Here is a 13997-nt window from a genome sequence, read left to right as displayed (position 1 = left end):
GCGAGAGAAAAATACTACACCCTGGACTCAAGACTTTTTTTAACAACACGACATATATCCGCAAAGGTCGTCATATCAGGAAGATCGTTTTCATTACAACTAATGTCAAACTCCTCACTAAGACCAAATACAATATCAATTAAATCCAATGAGTCAGCGTAAAGATCCTCAACCAGATGGGTCTGACCATTGATACTATCAACATCAACGGCAATACAGGAGGTAATCACTTTTTTGACTCTTGCTTCAATATCCATATTCATCGCATCTTTCCCGGTTAATTAACGCTGCATGTGCAAGCCATCAACGGTAGTAATAACCCGATCCACGCCAGGTTTATTCAGGTATGACTCGTAAGCCGGGCCAGCTCGCCAGCTACCGTCTCCGATAAGGCCGTCCAGCACATTACTTAACACATAGTCAGTTTCCCCTTTTAGCCTGGTCAGCCCCGCCTCTCTGGCAAACTGCTGTGCAATCTCAGCCAGTTTTTCTTTTTGTGGATGATGAGTAATGACCTCTTTAAGCGTATCCATTTTCGCTTTCAATTCTGGGTGCTTGTCAATATCGCTACATTGCGCTTTCAACGCTGCACTCTTTATCGTGTCATTGGGTAATATTTCCGCACGCAAGCCGTCAAACGCTCTGCGTACAGGAAACGGTGTAGAGGCATCCGGCTCCAGGGCTTTACGTATCACCCCCAAAAACGTCTCACGGGCGTCGAAATGCATTGAATGCATATTCGTAACGCTCGGTACTGTTGAGAGGAAACTATTTTGCTTAAACTTCAAACCAGAAAATGGGCCAGTCTTATCTGTCTGGCTATTATCATTATCGGTCGTACCGGCTTTATTACCTGTAATTACCGTCGAGTCTGATTGTAAAGTATTGATTTTAACATTCTCGACGCCAGCCAGTTGACTGGCAAGCGGCTTCACATTCACAATCTCTGCCGTCTGGCTTTGCTGTTTATTATCATCAACGCCGTGCACCGTGGCCTGTACAGGCTTGCCGATAATGTTCTTGCTGGTTACGCCATCAACTTCATCAAAAGAGGGTGTTTCACCCGTAGTGCCCTTTTCTGACGTGACCACCTTTCCATCTTTACTTTCGGATGAAGAATTGGTCACAGCCTCTGCCGTCGCATGAGCCGTGACGTCAATTTTACCCGCGATGCCATGGTCAATTGCCCCTGTGCTGGCGCTGTGTGCCGTCTCCGTTTGATGCGTAGTCGAATCCACACGCGAATGACTATGACTTACGTTACTGCTGTTAGTCGAATGGTGTGACTCGCCATGGCGTTGGCTGTTATCAATAAATGTTCGGCTATTATCAATCGTCTTCCGGCTATTATCATGGTTGCTATTATCGATATGGCGCTGGCTATTATCGACATGGCTTCGGCTATTGTTAATATGCTTACTGTTATCCACGCTATGGCTACTGCTATCAATATTAATATTGATATTAATACCCGTAGGTTCTGCTTTTTTCCCACCATCAGGTACTGGTCCAGCCGCAGGTTCCGGAATTTTAGGGTCAGGCAGTTTATCTGCAGGAATTTGTGCAAAAACATTACGTAGCAGCAGGGGTATCAACGTTTGCGTTTCAAGGTGCCGGGCTTCCCGTCCTACGCTGGTACCCTGCTCTTGCGTTAATTTTTGGTGGCACATATCAAGCGCCTCAACCGCCTTCGCCGCCGCTTTGTCAACAAGCTGCGTAAGACTGCTGCGGGTTAACGGATCCAACGTACAGCCAAAGTTATGTTCAATGCAGCTGGCAATATAGGGCATCACCTCCTGCATAACAAGATTCGTCGATAATTTACTTAATTCACCGCCAGTGTTATTTTTGATGATATCTAACAGCTGCTTTTCCAGGTTTTCCAGCTTCGCTTCCGCTTTCTTTGTTTCTGGCAGCCATGGCCCAAAAGCTGACTTTTCTTTCAGGCCATCTTTTATGATTTGCGCGGTATACTCTGCCCCCACCTTCATCAGTAGCGTCTTCGCCGCAGGAGAATCACTGGTGGCGTTGAGCGCTGAACGAAAGAGCCCGGCAAACTCCATTATCGCTTTCTTACCGGCGACATTATTTGAATTGGTAAAAACTTCTTTTAACGCCTCAGCGTCTTTCCCGCATTTAAACAACGCATCCAGACTCGCCTGTTTGATCAGCGCGGGAAAATCTTCCAGTTGCGGGCCTCTAATTTCCCCTGACAGCGTCGTTGTGGCACTTTCTCTGACTGCGGAAAGATTCGCCGCAAGATTCGTGGCCTGCGTTTTGATCTCGGCCTGCATACCTGGCATTATGACGGGGGGCTGAGTCCTTACACTTGTAACCATTATTAATATCCTCTTCTGTTATCCTTGCAGGAAGCTTTTGGCGGTTTCCAGGCTGCTACTTATCGTACTGCTCAGCACTTTTACCAGGTTGTCGTATAATGAATTGGCATTGCTATATTTTTGCGTCAGCGTCTGTAATGTGGTTTTCAGATTTTCTTCCTGCGCTTTAAAACCCGACTGCCAGGCTTGATATTTGGCGTTATCCATTTCGAGTTTTGAATCTTTTCCCGGCGCGCCTAAACCATCAATATCCTGAACCATTTTTTGTAATGGCGTCAGATCAACGGTGACGACATAACCGGATCCATAAGATTTCAGGCAGCTATTCGGCAAATTCAATTCACTGAGCCACTGTCTCGCTTCCGCTTCAGTAGCTACTTTAACGCCGCTGCCTGACTGCGCTGGGAATAAAACGGTATTACTGTTTATTTGATTATATTTATTGACTAAACTGTTTAAATCATTTTTGAGTGAGGTAACATCTAGCTTAACGGTATTACCGTCCTTACCTGGTAATAACCAGCCTCCCATTTTGGACAGAATGTCACTGAAGGCCTGATAAAAATCGGTATAGACTGCGACAACGTTTTCATAAACGCCCAGATAGCTGTCACCTATCGCCGATATATTTTGGGAAACCATATCCCAAATCTCAGCATCAGAAATGGTTGTTCTCGACTGCGCCATAGGCGAAGCGCTAAATAAGGCCGACGTCGGCGCAGAAAACGCGCTCCGCAGGTTCTCATTTTGTTCTGCGGATAATGACACGCCGGACTTCGCCAGCGCATTCAGGCTGCTGGTCAACTGTTGGCGCGCCAGCGTGCGCTCGTCATTATTCTCTTCAGAAATCGGTAGCGTTGACTGCAGCGTCTGCTGTGCCTGCTGGATTTTAGTAGCCGCCTGCGATAATGAAATGATATCTGTGCCGCGATGTTCTGTGGTAGACGGTACCACGGCAACCTCGACATGCTCGCTCGCCGAGGGAGTCTGCGGCCGTTCGGCAACGATCCCCGGATGAGGAGAAGCGGAATAATTTTGAATATTAAGCATAATATCCCCAGTTCGCCATCAGGAGCGCGATTAAATCACACCCCTGATGGCGTATAGATGACCTTTCAGATTAAGCGCGAATATTGCCTGCGATAGCAGCGAGTGCGGATGCTTTCGACTGGTTAATGCTCTCCATTGTTTTCAGCATTTCCTGAATCAGGCTGGTCGATTTACGTGAACTTTCACGGGCTTCGTCCGATGCGGTGCTGGCAACACGGTTATTCACCTGGCTAATTTGCTGCTCGGAACGTTCCTGAGTAGCGGCGTACTGCCCGGACGCCCCTGCAATACCACCGACCGTAACTGAGTTTTTCATAATCAGATCGCCCGTCATCTGCATCTTGCGCGCATCAATTCGGGTCATATCCATGGTATTCTGCTCAAGACGAATATCGGATTCGACAGACTCAAGACGTTTCGACAGAATAGCCTGATGTTCAGGGGAGATTTGTTTATTACTGTCTTTAATACCCAGACTTTCCGTGGCGCTGGTTCCGGCATTAGATTTAAGCGTCGCATCATTAAGATTTTTCGTCGCATCGGTACCGGTTTTCTTCATATTTAACGATTTCAGAGAATCGACGCCTTCAGCACCGAGTTTGACGCTATTCTGCCCGTTCAGCACGTTTTTAATACTGTGGCTTTCAGTGGTCAGTTTATCGATCTTCGCGGCATTATGTTTAAGCGCGCCTCTTTCATTCTGCAGCCCCTTATATTCCAGTTTGGCGCCCACGCCAGTGATCCCCAACTGAAGCGCGCTCTGGGAAATACTACCGGACAACGCATTCATCCCTTCGCGCATCATGGAGCTTGCCGTCGTTTTAGCTGCATCAAAGCTGACTAATGACAACTTACCAGACAGTTTGCTATCAGCCTGGTTCAACGTCAGCATTAACGTATTCGCGGCAGCCAACAGCGCAACGGCACTGGAAGACATTCCGCTAATATCAAAAAACTTACCGACTTCTGCCTGCTGCTCGCGTAACTGGGTTTGCACAACCTCATTCGCTTTAGTCGTGACATTATTTGCCAGGGCATTCAAATCCTGATTCATGTCGGTATTTTGAATACTGGCTTTTAAAAAGGACGTGATCGTTCCGGGGGTTTGCGTTAATACCCCTGGCGCAGGCGCGCTCAGTGTAGGACTCAACCCCAGGTCACTGACTTTACTGCTGCTAATACCAATACTATTCAGAATATCTTTAGCGCTAACGGATTGCGAAGCTGTCTGTGAACTATTCTCAACAGAATGATTATTTAAATAAGCGGCGGGATTTACTCCCACATTACTAATTAACATATTTTTCTCCCTTTATTTTGGCAGTTTTTATGCGCGACTCTGGCGCAGAATAAAACGCGAAGCATCCGCATTTTGCTGTACCGCGGAAGACATGGCTTTTTGCAGTTCCGCCGTTACCTTCTGGTTTTCACCAAATATTTCTACGGATTGTTTAAGCCACTGCTGAATCTGATCCATGGCAAAACGGGCGAGCATAAAATCAGCAAGCGCCTCGCTGGCATTTTTAATAAATACGCCCTCGGCAACACCACCGGCTGACTGGGCTGCGGTATTCGTGACTTCCATGCCCAACGCCACTTTATTTAGGGTATTACCTACCAGCTCTTTACTTAAGGCATTCGTTTGCAGGCCCATCTTGCTACCCACATTACCCAGACCGCTAGTAATACGTTGCATCCCCTGGGTAAAGAGTTTGCTGCCGTTTTGCGCCAACTGTTTCAGCACGTTAGGCACCAACTTCTTAATCGTTTCGCCCATCATTTTGCTCAGCGCGTTACCCAGTTTCGCCGCCGCGCCTTTCCCGACAACTGCGACCACCACAATGACCGCTACCATCGCAATAGCGGCAACAATCGCACCAACAATGCTGCCGGCCATCTCTGCCGTTTTCTTATCGACGCCTAATCCTTCCAGCGCTTTGGTAATCGCCTTGCCAATCAGCTCCATTAACGGCTTCAGCACATGCTCCATAATCGGGTTTAGCGCCTGCTGAATAAACGACACCCCCGTCGCCGCCTTCACAATTTCATCGGCCACCATTACCGCAAGTCCCACCGCAGCCAGCGCCAGACTCGCCCCACCGGTAAAAACAGCGGCCACAACGCTGACAATGGTTAGCAGCGCGCCGAGGACTTTCCCGATACATCCCATAATGCGGTTCGTTTCCTCGGCTTTGCGCGTCTCTTCCTGGAATTCAGCCGATTTCTTTTCCATCTCCGCCTGACGCCCTTCCTGCAAGGCGTTGAAAAGCGCAAGATCGTTTTGCAGGCTTTCTTCCGTATTTTTGCCCACAATCTCAATAAACATGGCCATGAGCATAGTGAGGCGGGCGACATTTGACAGATTATCCTGCTCACCCTGGGAAACCTGATTCTGAGAGGCGGCATTAGCCGTTCCCTGGAATTTGGTCAGAATGTTATCCGCTTTCTCGGCTTTCGCTTTGGCGTCTGTGCCTGCTTTAACCGCCGCATCCGTGGCCTTATCTAATGCCCCTTTCGCCTCTGTCGCTTCTTTTCCTGCCTGTTCTACCGCGGCTTCAGCTTGTGCATAGCCGGGGTCAGCCGGGTCCAGCGATTGCAATTTATTTTGCGCCTGCGTCAGTTTTTTGGCCGCAGCGTCATAAACACTCTTGGCGGTATCCGTCTTTTTGATGCTGGCTTCATAGAGATCCGTCGCCTCCTGAGCCTCTCCCAGAGCCGTCTGGAATTCTTTCGATACCTGAATCCCCATCTCTTTTTGTGACTCAATCATCGCCTGCCATACCGCCAGACGAGACTCCAGTTGAGACAGCGAAACATCGCCCAGTAGGGTCATTAACTTGCCAAGCAGTAATGTCAATTGCCCTTCGCTGGAGAGTTTTTCCCGGGCGGCGTCCGTAGGCGGCTTCAGACCCACCGTATTAATAGCGCTCTCGCCGGACTTTGTTCCGGCTTTAAGGTCGCCCGCTTTCGTTGCCACCACATCTTTAAAAGCTTTATCCGCCGCTTTTAAAAAGTCCGTGTTCTTACGAACGCCTTCAAAAGCCGCCTCAGCGAGGCGCGGATTTTGGGTATATCCGCTACGGCTAATGCTACTTGCGTCATTTACCATAATTATTCCTTTTCTTGTTCACTGTGCTGCTCTGTCTCCGCCGTTTTTAGCGCCTCCAGATAGACCAACGCTTTTGCCCGCAGAGACTCATCTTCAGTACGTTCATTGACAAGTTCAAAACACTGTCTGGCTTTTGCCGCCTTACGCATTAATAATTGACACTGCCCGGTAAAAAAAACGGGGCGATAATCATTTTTAAGTAACGTAAACGCTACTGCATAAAGGTCACATGCTTTCTGAAATTGTTTTTTCAGTTGGCATACCGCCGCCAGTCCCATGGTGTAATCGGGATTGTAAAAATCATAAATGCATAAGAAACGAAAGAATGTCTCAGCTTCATCCAGTCGTCCCTGGTTATAAAACTCATAAGCATGAGCATATAAACCGTCCATCATATCTTGAGGGATCCCATGAACGTCTTTTAGCGTGGCGCCTTCACTAACGGCATCCCAAATCATTTCCGCAACACGTTCTTCGCTGACATTATTTTGATAATCCATTACTTACTCCTGTTATCTGTCACCGACTTTGTAGAACTTAACGACTGCGTTTATCTGATGCAGTTATTAAACCCCGACGGTGGTTAGTGAACATTCAAAAAACGCCCAATGAATACATCGCTACTGCTTTACGCGGCTCAATGCCGTACCTCGTTTTCTTGTGGCTGAATAACGTCTTTGCCCGCGTTTTCTACCTCTTCCAGCCAAACCAGAAGACGTAAAACTTCATCAATTTCTTCCAGACTCACCAGATCATAACGGCGATGGGTTTTGAAAAGACTGCGCGCCAGTTTGATATCGACGATCACAGGTACGCCAACCTTCTCCGCATAGGCGCGGACGGCCAGTGCGCGCTGATTCGTTTCATACACCGAGATCATCGGAATCGGCATCAGTTCGGGTTTAAAATAAATCCCGATCGTAATATGCGTGGGGTTGGCAACAATCAGGCGTGAGTTTTCAATATCAGATTTCACCTGTTCAGACAGAATTTCCATATGAACTTCACGTCTTTTAGATTTAACCTCTGGGTTCCCTTCCTGCTCCTTCATTTCACGCTTCACTTCTTCCTTATCCATTTTCATATCTTTCATGGTCAGGAAATATTCCGCAATAGCATCCAATAATAAGACAATCAATGCGCAAGCAAGGCAAGTTAATACCAATGCGAGGAGAAGTTCACGCCAAATGACGGCAATACCTACAATATTGCCATTTAGCTGAGAAAAGATTTCAACCTTATATTTCTTCCAGCAAATGATGGCGGCCACCACAAAGGATGAGAGATACAGTAGGGTTTTGACCGTATCTTTAACCGTGCGCATACTAAAAAGTTTTTTTGCCCCTTCTACCGGGTTTAACGCCGATAAATTAGGCTTTAATGCTTCTGTCGCCAGCACAAAACCGGCCTGTAATAACGCCGGTAATGCGGAACACACTAAGCAGAGCAGCATAAATGGAATCAGATATTTTAACCCTATCCCAAAAACGGCCAAACTGTAGTCAGCCATGCTCTGATCAAAATTATCCGCAATAATGATCTTAATTATCCCCATAAACTCATTAAATGAGCCATACGACACCAGATAGGCAATTCCTCCCAGCGTCAGGCAGGCGATAATGAGATCTTTACTTTTAAATGACTGGCCTTTTTTAGCGGAGTCTTCCAGCCGTTTTTTAGTCGGTTTTTCTGTTTTATTCGAGGACATGCGTCGCCCCTCGCTCGTAAAACCAACTGCTTAATCCTGTGGCCTGGAAAGAGAGTCGCAGTACATTGTCCGGTAGTACCGGAGAGAAATAAAGCAGCATAATTAAAACGGCAATACCGCTTTTTACCGTCAGTGAAATCGCAAAAGCGTTCATTTGCGGAGCAAAGCGCGACAATAAACCCAGGAATACTTCTGACAGCAACAGCACTAATACCACCGGACTGGCCAGAACCAAGGCGTTTTGAGCCACCTGATTAATAAACGTTAATAGCGGCGGTAATGAAGGCGTGCACTCGTTCATCGGATCGCATAGCTGATAGCTTTTATTTAACACGTCAACCATCGTGACCAGACCGCCGTTTTGTAAATAAACGACAGCGGCAAACATATTCAGGAAATTAGCCATTTCCGAGGTATCAATACCGTTTGCCGGATCGATACTGCTACTTAGCGTTGCCCCTCGCTGGTTATCGATAATACAACCCAGCGCATGCATAACCCAAAAAGGCCATGACAGCAGACAGCCCAGCATGACGCCTACCGCCGCTTCTTGCAGAACTAACGGGATCATCGCCACCGATAAAAACGGCGGCGCCTCGTTCAATGCATGCGGCCATACTCCCAATGCCACCAGGATGATAATGGCGTTTCTCGGCGCGCCGCTTAATACCCCGCTATTCAAAAACGGCAGGAAGAAAAAAATCGGCGCCACGCGAGCAAACCCTAGCGCCGCAGACGCAACCAGGTGATGAATTTCAAAGTACAACGCGTAAAACATTTTTTACCCCTTAGCCAACGCCAGGAATATCACCTGACGCCCGTAAGAGAGTAAAACTTCGCCATACCAGCCAGACAGTAAAAACAAGCACAAACACACGCCAAGTAATTTAATGCCAAAAGGCAGCGTCTGTTCCTGTAATTGCGTTACCGTCTGGAATAACCCTACCAGGAGGCCGATAATCGTTGCGACAATCGTCGGCCACCCTGACAGGATCAAAACAAGATAGAGCGCCTTATTACCTGCAAACACTAAATCATCCATTTAACTATCCCGTCTCGTAATGATGTCATGTTGCAATGTCCATATACTGTAATATCAATCCCTTAGACAGTAAGGTCCAGCCATCAAGCGCGACAAAAAGCACCAGCTTAATAGGTGTAGATATCGTCACCGGACTCATCATCATCATCCCCAGCGCCAGTAGCACGCTGGATACCACCAGGTCGACGACGACAAAAGGTAAATAAAGATAAAAACCAATTTTAAACGCGCTTTTTATTTCGCTCAGCGCATAAGCAGGTAACAACGCAAATATTGAAGGTTTTTCAATTTCATCTTTGTCACGCTTTACCGTCTCGGTCTCTTCTCCATACTGACGCTTCAGTTGCGCGTTTTCAAAAAACTGAACTAACTCGCGATCTGAATATTTGATCAGATAATCGCGATAACCATCCAGACCTTCATCAACGTGTTTACTTAATGACGAAATATCATTAAAGGTGACATCTTCGTCCTCAAAATAGACGTAGGCATCATGCATTATGGGCCACATAACAAACATAGAAAGCAGCAATGCGACGCCGTTAAGCGTCATATTTGAAGGTATCTGCTGCAATCCCAGGGCGTTACGCACCATGACAAATACAATAGAAAATTTAACGAAACAGGTTCCTGACGCAATAATAAATGGCAACAGGGTGGAAAATGCCAGTAAGGCAATTAATGAGATATCATTCCCCATTACCAGACTCGCTCAGCCATTCATGGATCTCAACGCCTAAGGTGTCATTCATCTGTACCAGTTCGCCATTACCCAGCAAAACACCATTCGCCATAATTTCAACGTTAAGTTCAGCATTGGTCGGCAGTGATAATAGCTGTTGCTGCCCCATGGCTTCGAGTTCGGCGAGGGTAACGTTCTTACGATACAAAACAAATTCCAGTTTGACGGGCAATTGGTTCAAGCCAGGCAGAGTTTCTGCAGTTTCAGTTGTATTATTTTCTTCTTCGATATGTTGAATATCTAACGTTTCCACAATAATTCCCCCTTCAACACGGTTGAAATGACCTAACTTTTTCGCGTAGCAATAAACTTCCGCACGGGAAGTACGAATCAGGAGTACATCTCCGATCCCGATTCGGCCCAGCAACGAACGCTGCGTATCACTGCTACCGATTACAAAGCGCAACGGCCAACGCAGCATTTTCGGCCTGCCGCCCCCGACTGCAGGCAGTTCAGGAAGATGCTCAAACCACAGGCCGCCCCGATCGCTCATAATGTGCAACAATTTCCCTTCCGGCAGCGCGCTTCCCGGCACGGGGTTCTCTACGCATAAACGCCGACAGGACAAATGCGGCACGGGCAACTCAAACGGTCGCTCTGTTGCAGCAAGCCAGGGAACGACCAGATGCTCAGCGCCAGCAGAAACCGCCGCCCCCGCCAGAGCGGGAGAGACATGCTCAAGCCAGTCCCCAGGTTTAATCCAGGCCGACCACCGTTTTTCTGCATCGCTCAACCGAACCCACATTCCCTGTCGCGTCGGATATTCCAGCGTAGCTTCCTGGCCATGGCGCTGGCATTCTGTCGCGGTTTGCGCCAATAGCCATTCGCGACGATCAATCTGTCTCACACGCAATGACATCAGGCGTCATCCTCCTCGCCAGATTGCTGTCTGTGCTGTTGCTGCTGCGGATTTTGTTGATCGTCTCGCGTCAGGTGCCAGCGCTGGGGATTACCGTTTTGCCATTGATCATGCAAACGATGTTCAACCTGCGTATTTGACGGTATTAACGAAAACTCCCCTGCTTGCCGCGCCTGAATATTGACGGAATAGTCATTTCCCCAGCGCTGAAAACGGTAAGTCAGCGAGCTATCCTCTCCTTTCACGCCATCGGCAGTGGGAAAAATAGTCATCATCGGCTTTGATTGCGCCGCTAAAGGCATTTTTTCATCGCCGCCGGTTAATTGGCTAAGATCGGCGATAGTGGTTGGTTGCAGCGGAAGCTGAGAAACATCTTTAACCTTTTTATGATCTTTATCGTCAGGCTTACCAGTATTGGCTGCGGCCATTCGGGCAGGTGCGACATCCCGCGCCAGCGGCGCGCCCTCTTTACGAACGCCTTCGCCCGCGATGGCTTTATTATCCCCAGGCAATGCCTTGATATTATCGTCAGAGATTCCCGTGGCGTTATCGGTTACTTCACTAACGGATTCCACAGCTTTTAAATCAGCAGATAATTTTTTACCGCTTACGCTTTCTAACGGCCTATTTTTAGACGATAGCAACGCTGCGGATTTATCTACTTTGGCCTCCGCAGAAATCAAACCGACAGATTTTTCAGCAGTGACTTTCAACAGTTTTTCAGCAATCCTGAGTTCGCCTTTTCCGTTATGATGCAGACCAGAAACGTTGCCATTGTGATGTTCTGATTTCGCTGGCGCGCCATGTCGCCATGCCGCCAGTAATACCGGTAAAGCCGTTTCTTTATGCATTACGAAAGCATCGCCATAGTCGCGATCTTTTTTATCACCGGAATATTCTGTCTTATGTTTTTCCACCGCTTTTTTTAATGCTTCTGATAAACCGCCAACCTCATCCTGCTGCGGCAGTAAAATGTTCCCGGATGAACTGACAGCTGACACATCGCCCATTAAATTATCTCCTCTGACTCGGCCTCTTCCTGCTGTATCTCTCGCTGGATATAGTGTCTTTTCTGACGGATTATCCAGCGTTGATAGTTCCCTTCTTTGCGCAACCAATATTTACTTTTTTTCTGAAACTCTTCCCTTTTCTTTTCCAGCTCGCTCCGTTTTTCCTGAATTTGTATAATCTGGAGTTCTAAATCTTTTATCTGCCGGCGAACAATAGACTGCTTACGTAATAACGTATAAATTTCCTCACGACTGAGCTGTCTGTTTTCTGCACGCAGCGTATCTAATAACAATTTCAGACCCGCTATTTGTTCAAGGATCGCCTCCTCCTCGGCCTGCAGCCCGCGGTCCTCATCCTGATAGCGAAGTAATATCGACTCACACTGTGAATGAAATACCGTACAGCGCCGCTGCAATACTTTAATTCTGGTCAGCGAATGCATTCATACCGCTCAACGTGTCATCAAAGGATGAATACTGCGCTACCGGCTGGCATAACCAGGCTTTCAGGCTATCCCGCATCTGCATCGCCCGATCGTTATCGATATTTTCGCCAGGACGATATTCTCCCAAATCAATGAAAAGCTGGAGCTCTTCCAGACGCGTCATTAATTTACGCACGGCAGATGCCTGTTCAGCATGTGTCGGCGTCGTGACTTGTCCAAAAACGCGGCTTACGCTTTTCAGTACATCGATTGCCGGGTAATGTCCCTGCCCGGCCAGCTTTCTGCTCAGATACAGGTGACCGTCAAGGATAGAGCGAATTTCATCCGCCATCGGGTCCGCCTCTTCCTCGCTTTCCAGCAGTACCGTATAAAAGGCAGTAATGCTTCCCTCGCTGGTCGCCCCGGGGCGTTCCAGCAAGCGGGGCAAATTATCGAATACGGAGGCGGGATAACCTCGACGGGCCGGACGCTCGCCCGACGCCAGTGCCACGTCTCGCAAAGCACGCGCATAACGGGTCATGGAATCGATAAAAAGCACGACCCGTTTTCCCTGGTCGCGAAAATATTCCGCTACGGTTGTCGCCAGTTGCGCCGCATTGCAGCGATCGACCGAGGGGAAATCGGAAGTGGCAAAAACCAGCACGCATTTTTCTTTCTTATGCGAAGCGCGCAACATATCCACGAATTCAGTGACCTCACGGCCTCGTTCACCGATAAGACCAATAACAAAGACATCCGCCTCCGTTTGCTCGATCAGCATATGCATCAGCATGGTCTTACCGCATCCTGCGGAGGCAAAAATGCCCATTCGCTGGCCTACGCCACAGGTCAATAACCCGTCAATCGCGCGCACACCGGTAATCAGCGGTTCACGGACGCCAACGCGCGAAGCGTAAGACGGCGGTGCGACATCAATAACGCGTTCTTCGCTAATCGGCGCCACTTCAGGGGTAAAACGCTCAACGATTTTCCCTGTCGGATCCAACACCGCGCCTAATACTGAGTATCCCACCCACGCCGATAACGCACGTCCAGTGGGATAAAGCACGACATCGCGGCTCAGCCCCTGGGCATTGCCGATAAGGCTCAGCACGGTGCGTTCCCGCTGTAAGCCAACCACCTGCGCACGTGCAACAACCTGTTTTTGGTGCCAGCCACGGCGTATTTCACACAGTTCGCCAATGGCTACATCGCGCAATTCCGCCTCAATAATTGGGCCGGTTATTTTTTGTGGGTAGGCCAGATATTGCAGTAAACGAGGTGTTTTCATCTCATTAGCGACCGACTAAAAACTTCCAGATAGTTGTAAAACCCATTCAAGGCAGTAGAGAACTTTTCACCGTCAGATAAAAAATCCGGATGCACTAAGGCTTTAAGCGTTAGCTCCCCATTCTGCTCCCCCAGTAGTAATTGCCCGCCGCGGGCAAAATGGCATCCTTCCATTATGGTCATTAAGATTTCATAAGCCCGCTGTTGTAATACCACCATGCTGTCAGCACCCAATTGCGCCCAGATCCATACATCATCGTCCTTGACGCTGATACAGATACTTGGCAATGCAAATAAATCCAGAACAATTGTTGAATGGCTATCTATTCCTCCGATGAGTGAAGGATCGCAACCACTTACTTCCAGTGCGGAACGAACTAATTCAGCGATATCCAAATGTTGCATAGATCTTTTCCTTAATTA

15 protein-coding genes are annotated in these 13997 nt (G+C 48.1%); all 15 read right to left on the bottom strand.

Going from position 1 to position 13997, the window contains the following annotated elements; translation table 11 throughout:
- Nucleotides 1-14: 14 nt before the first annotated feature.
- A complete protein-coding gene (locus NA330_RS07060; protein ID WP_001055579.1) occupies nucleotides 15-263 on the bottom strand; it encodes an acyl carrier protein in 249 nt (82 codons plus the stop codon).
- A gap of 18 nt (nucleotides 264-281) precedes the next feature.
- Nucleotides 282-2339: an SPI-1 type III secretion system effector SipA gene (sipA, locus tag NA330_RS07055; RefSeq protein WP_023241758.1), complete on the bottom strand. Its 2058-nt coding sequence runs from the start codon at nucleotides 2337-2339 to the stop codon at nucleotides 282-284.
- An 18-nt stretch (nucleotides 2340-2357) separates the two neighbouring features.
- Nucleotides 2358-3389, bottom strand: coding sequence for an SPI-1 type III secretion system needle tip complex protein SipD (sipD, locus tag NA330_RS07050; RefSeq protein ID WP_020899142.1), 1032 nt, complete (start codon nucleotides 3387-3389; stop codon nucleotides 2358-2360).
- A 70-nt stretch (nucleotides 3390-3459) separates the two neighbouring features.
- Nucleotides 3460-4689: an SPI-1 type III secretion system needle tip complex protein SipC gene (gene sipC, locus NA330_RS07045; protein WP_000909028.1), complete on the bottom strand. Its 1230-nt coding sequence runs from the start codon at nucleotides 4687-4689 to the stop codon at nucleotides 3460-3462.
- 27 nt (nucleotides 4690-4716) lie between these two features.
- Nucleotides 4717-6498, bottom strand: a complete 1782-nt coding sequence (gene sipB, locus NA330_RS07040; protein WP_023241757.1) for an SPI-1 type III secretion system needle tip complex protein SipB — start codon at nucleotides 6496-6498, stop codon at nucleotides 4717-4719.
- 2 nt (nucleotides 6499-6500) lie between these two features.
- Nucleotides 6501-6998: a SycD/LcrH family type III secretion system chaperone SicA gene (sicA, locus tag NA330_RS07035; protein ID WP_000386309.1), complete on the bottom strand. Its 498-nt coding sequence runs from the start codon at nucleotides 6996-6998 to the stop codon at nucleotides 6501-6503.
- A gap of 137 nt (nucleotides 6999-7135) precedes the next feature.
- Complete coding sequence (gene spaS / locus NA330_RS07030; RefSeq protein ID WP_000097719.1) at nucleotides 7136-8206, bottom strand: SPI-1 type III secretion system export apparatus protein SpaS; 1071 nt, start codon at nucleotides 8204-8206, stop codon at nucleotides 7136-7138.
- Nucleotides 8193-8984 carry an SPI-1 type III secretion system export apparatus protein SpaR gene (spaR, locus tag NA330_RS07025; protein ID WP_000498965.1) on the bottom strand — a complete coding sequence of 264 codons (792 nt, stop codon included), beginning with the start codon at nucleotides 8982-8984 and terminating at the stop codon, nucleotides 8193-8195. Before spaR ends, spaS begins: the two co-directional genes overlap by 14 nt.
- A 3-nt stretch (nucleotides 8985-8987) precedes the next feature.
- On the bottom strand, nucleotides 8988-9248 hold the full coding sequence (gene spaQ, locus NA330_RS07020; RefSeq protein ID WP_000342503.1) for an SPI-1 type III secretion system export apparatus protein SpaQ: 261 nt from the start codon (nucleotides 9246-9248) through the stop codon (nucleotides 8988-8990).
- A 25-nt stretch (nucleotides 9249-9273) separates the two neighbouring features.
- Nucleotides 9274-9948 carry an SPI-1 type III secretion system export apparatus protein SpaP gene (spaP, locus tag NA330_RS07015; protein WP_000526016.1) on the bottom strand — a complete coding sequence of 225 codons (675 nt, stop codon included), beginning with the start codon at nucleotides 9946-9948 and terminating at the stop codon, nucleotides 9274-9276.
- Nucleotides 9938-10849 (bottom strand): SPI-1 type III secretion system protein SpaO, encoded by a 912-nt coding sequence (gene spaO / locus NA330_RS07010; protein WP_000058726.1) that lies wholly within the window; start codon nucleotides 10847-10849, stop codon nucleotides 9938-9940. Before spaO ends, spaP begins: the two co-directional genes overlap by 11 nt.
- On the bottom strand, nucleotides 10849-11859 hold the full coding sequence (spaN, locus tag NA330_RS07005; protein WP_000503107.1) for an SPI-1 type III secretion system protein SpaN: 1011 nt from the start codon (nucleotides 11857-11859) through the stop codon (nucleotides 10849-10851). Before spaN ends, spaO begins: the two co-directional genes overlap by 1 nt.
- Nucleotides 11859-12302 (bottom strand): SPI-1 type III secretion system protein SpaM, encoded by a 444-nt coding sequence (spaM, locus tag NA330_RS07000; RefSeq protein ID WP_000555884.1) that lies wholly within the window; start codon nucleotides 12300-12302, stop codon nucleotides 11859-11861. Before spaM ends, spaN begins: the two co-directional genes overlap by 1 nt.
- Nucleotides 12280-13575: a SctN family type III secretion system ATPase InvC gene (gene invC, locus NA330_RS06995; protein ID WP_000856766.1), complete on the bottom strand. Its 1296-nt coding sequence runs from the start codon at nucleotides 13573-13575 to the stop codon at nucleotides 12280-12282. The genes spaM and invC overlap by 23 nt, the downstream gene beginning before the upstream one ends.
- Nucleotides 13572-13979, bottom strand: a complete 408-nt coding sequence (gene spaK, locus NA330_RS06990; protein WP_001164066.1) for an SPI-1 type III secretion system chaperone SpaK — start codon at nucleotides 13977-13979, stop codon at nucleotides 13572-13574. The genes invC and spaK overlap by 4 nt, the downstream gene beginning before the upstream one ends.
- Nucleotides 13980-13997: the final 18 nt, after the last annotated feature.

Source organism: Salmonella sp. NW722, from assembly GCF_051702785.1.
Classification (GTDB): domain Bacteria; phylum Pseudomonadota; class Gammaproteobacteria; order Enterobacterales; family Enterobacteriaceae; genus Salmonella; species Salmonella enterica.
This window is presented reverse-complemented; position numbering and strand designations above follow the sequence as displayed.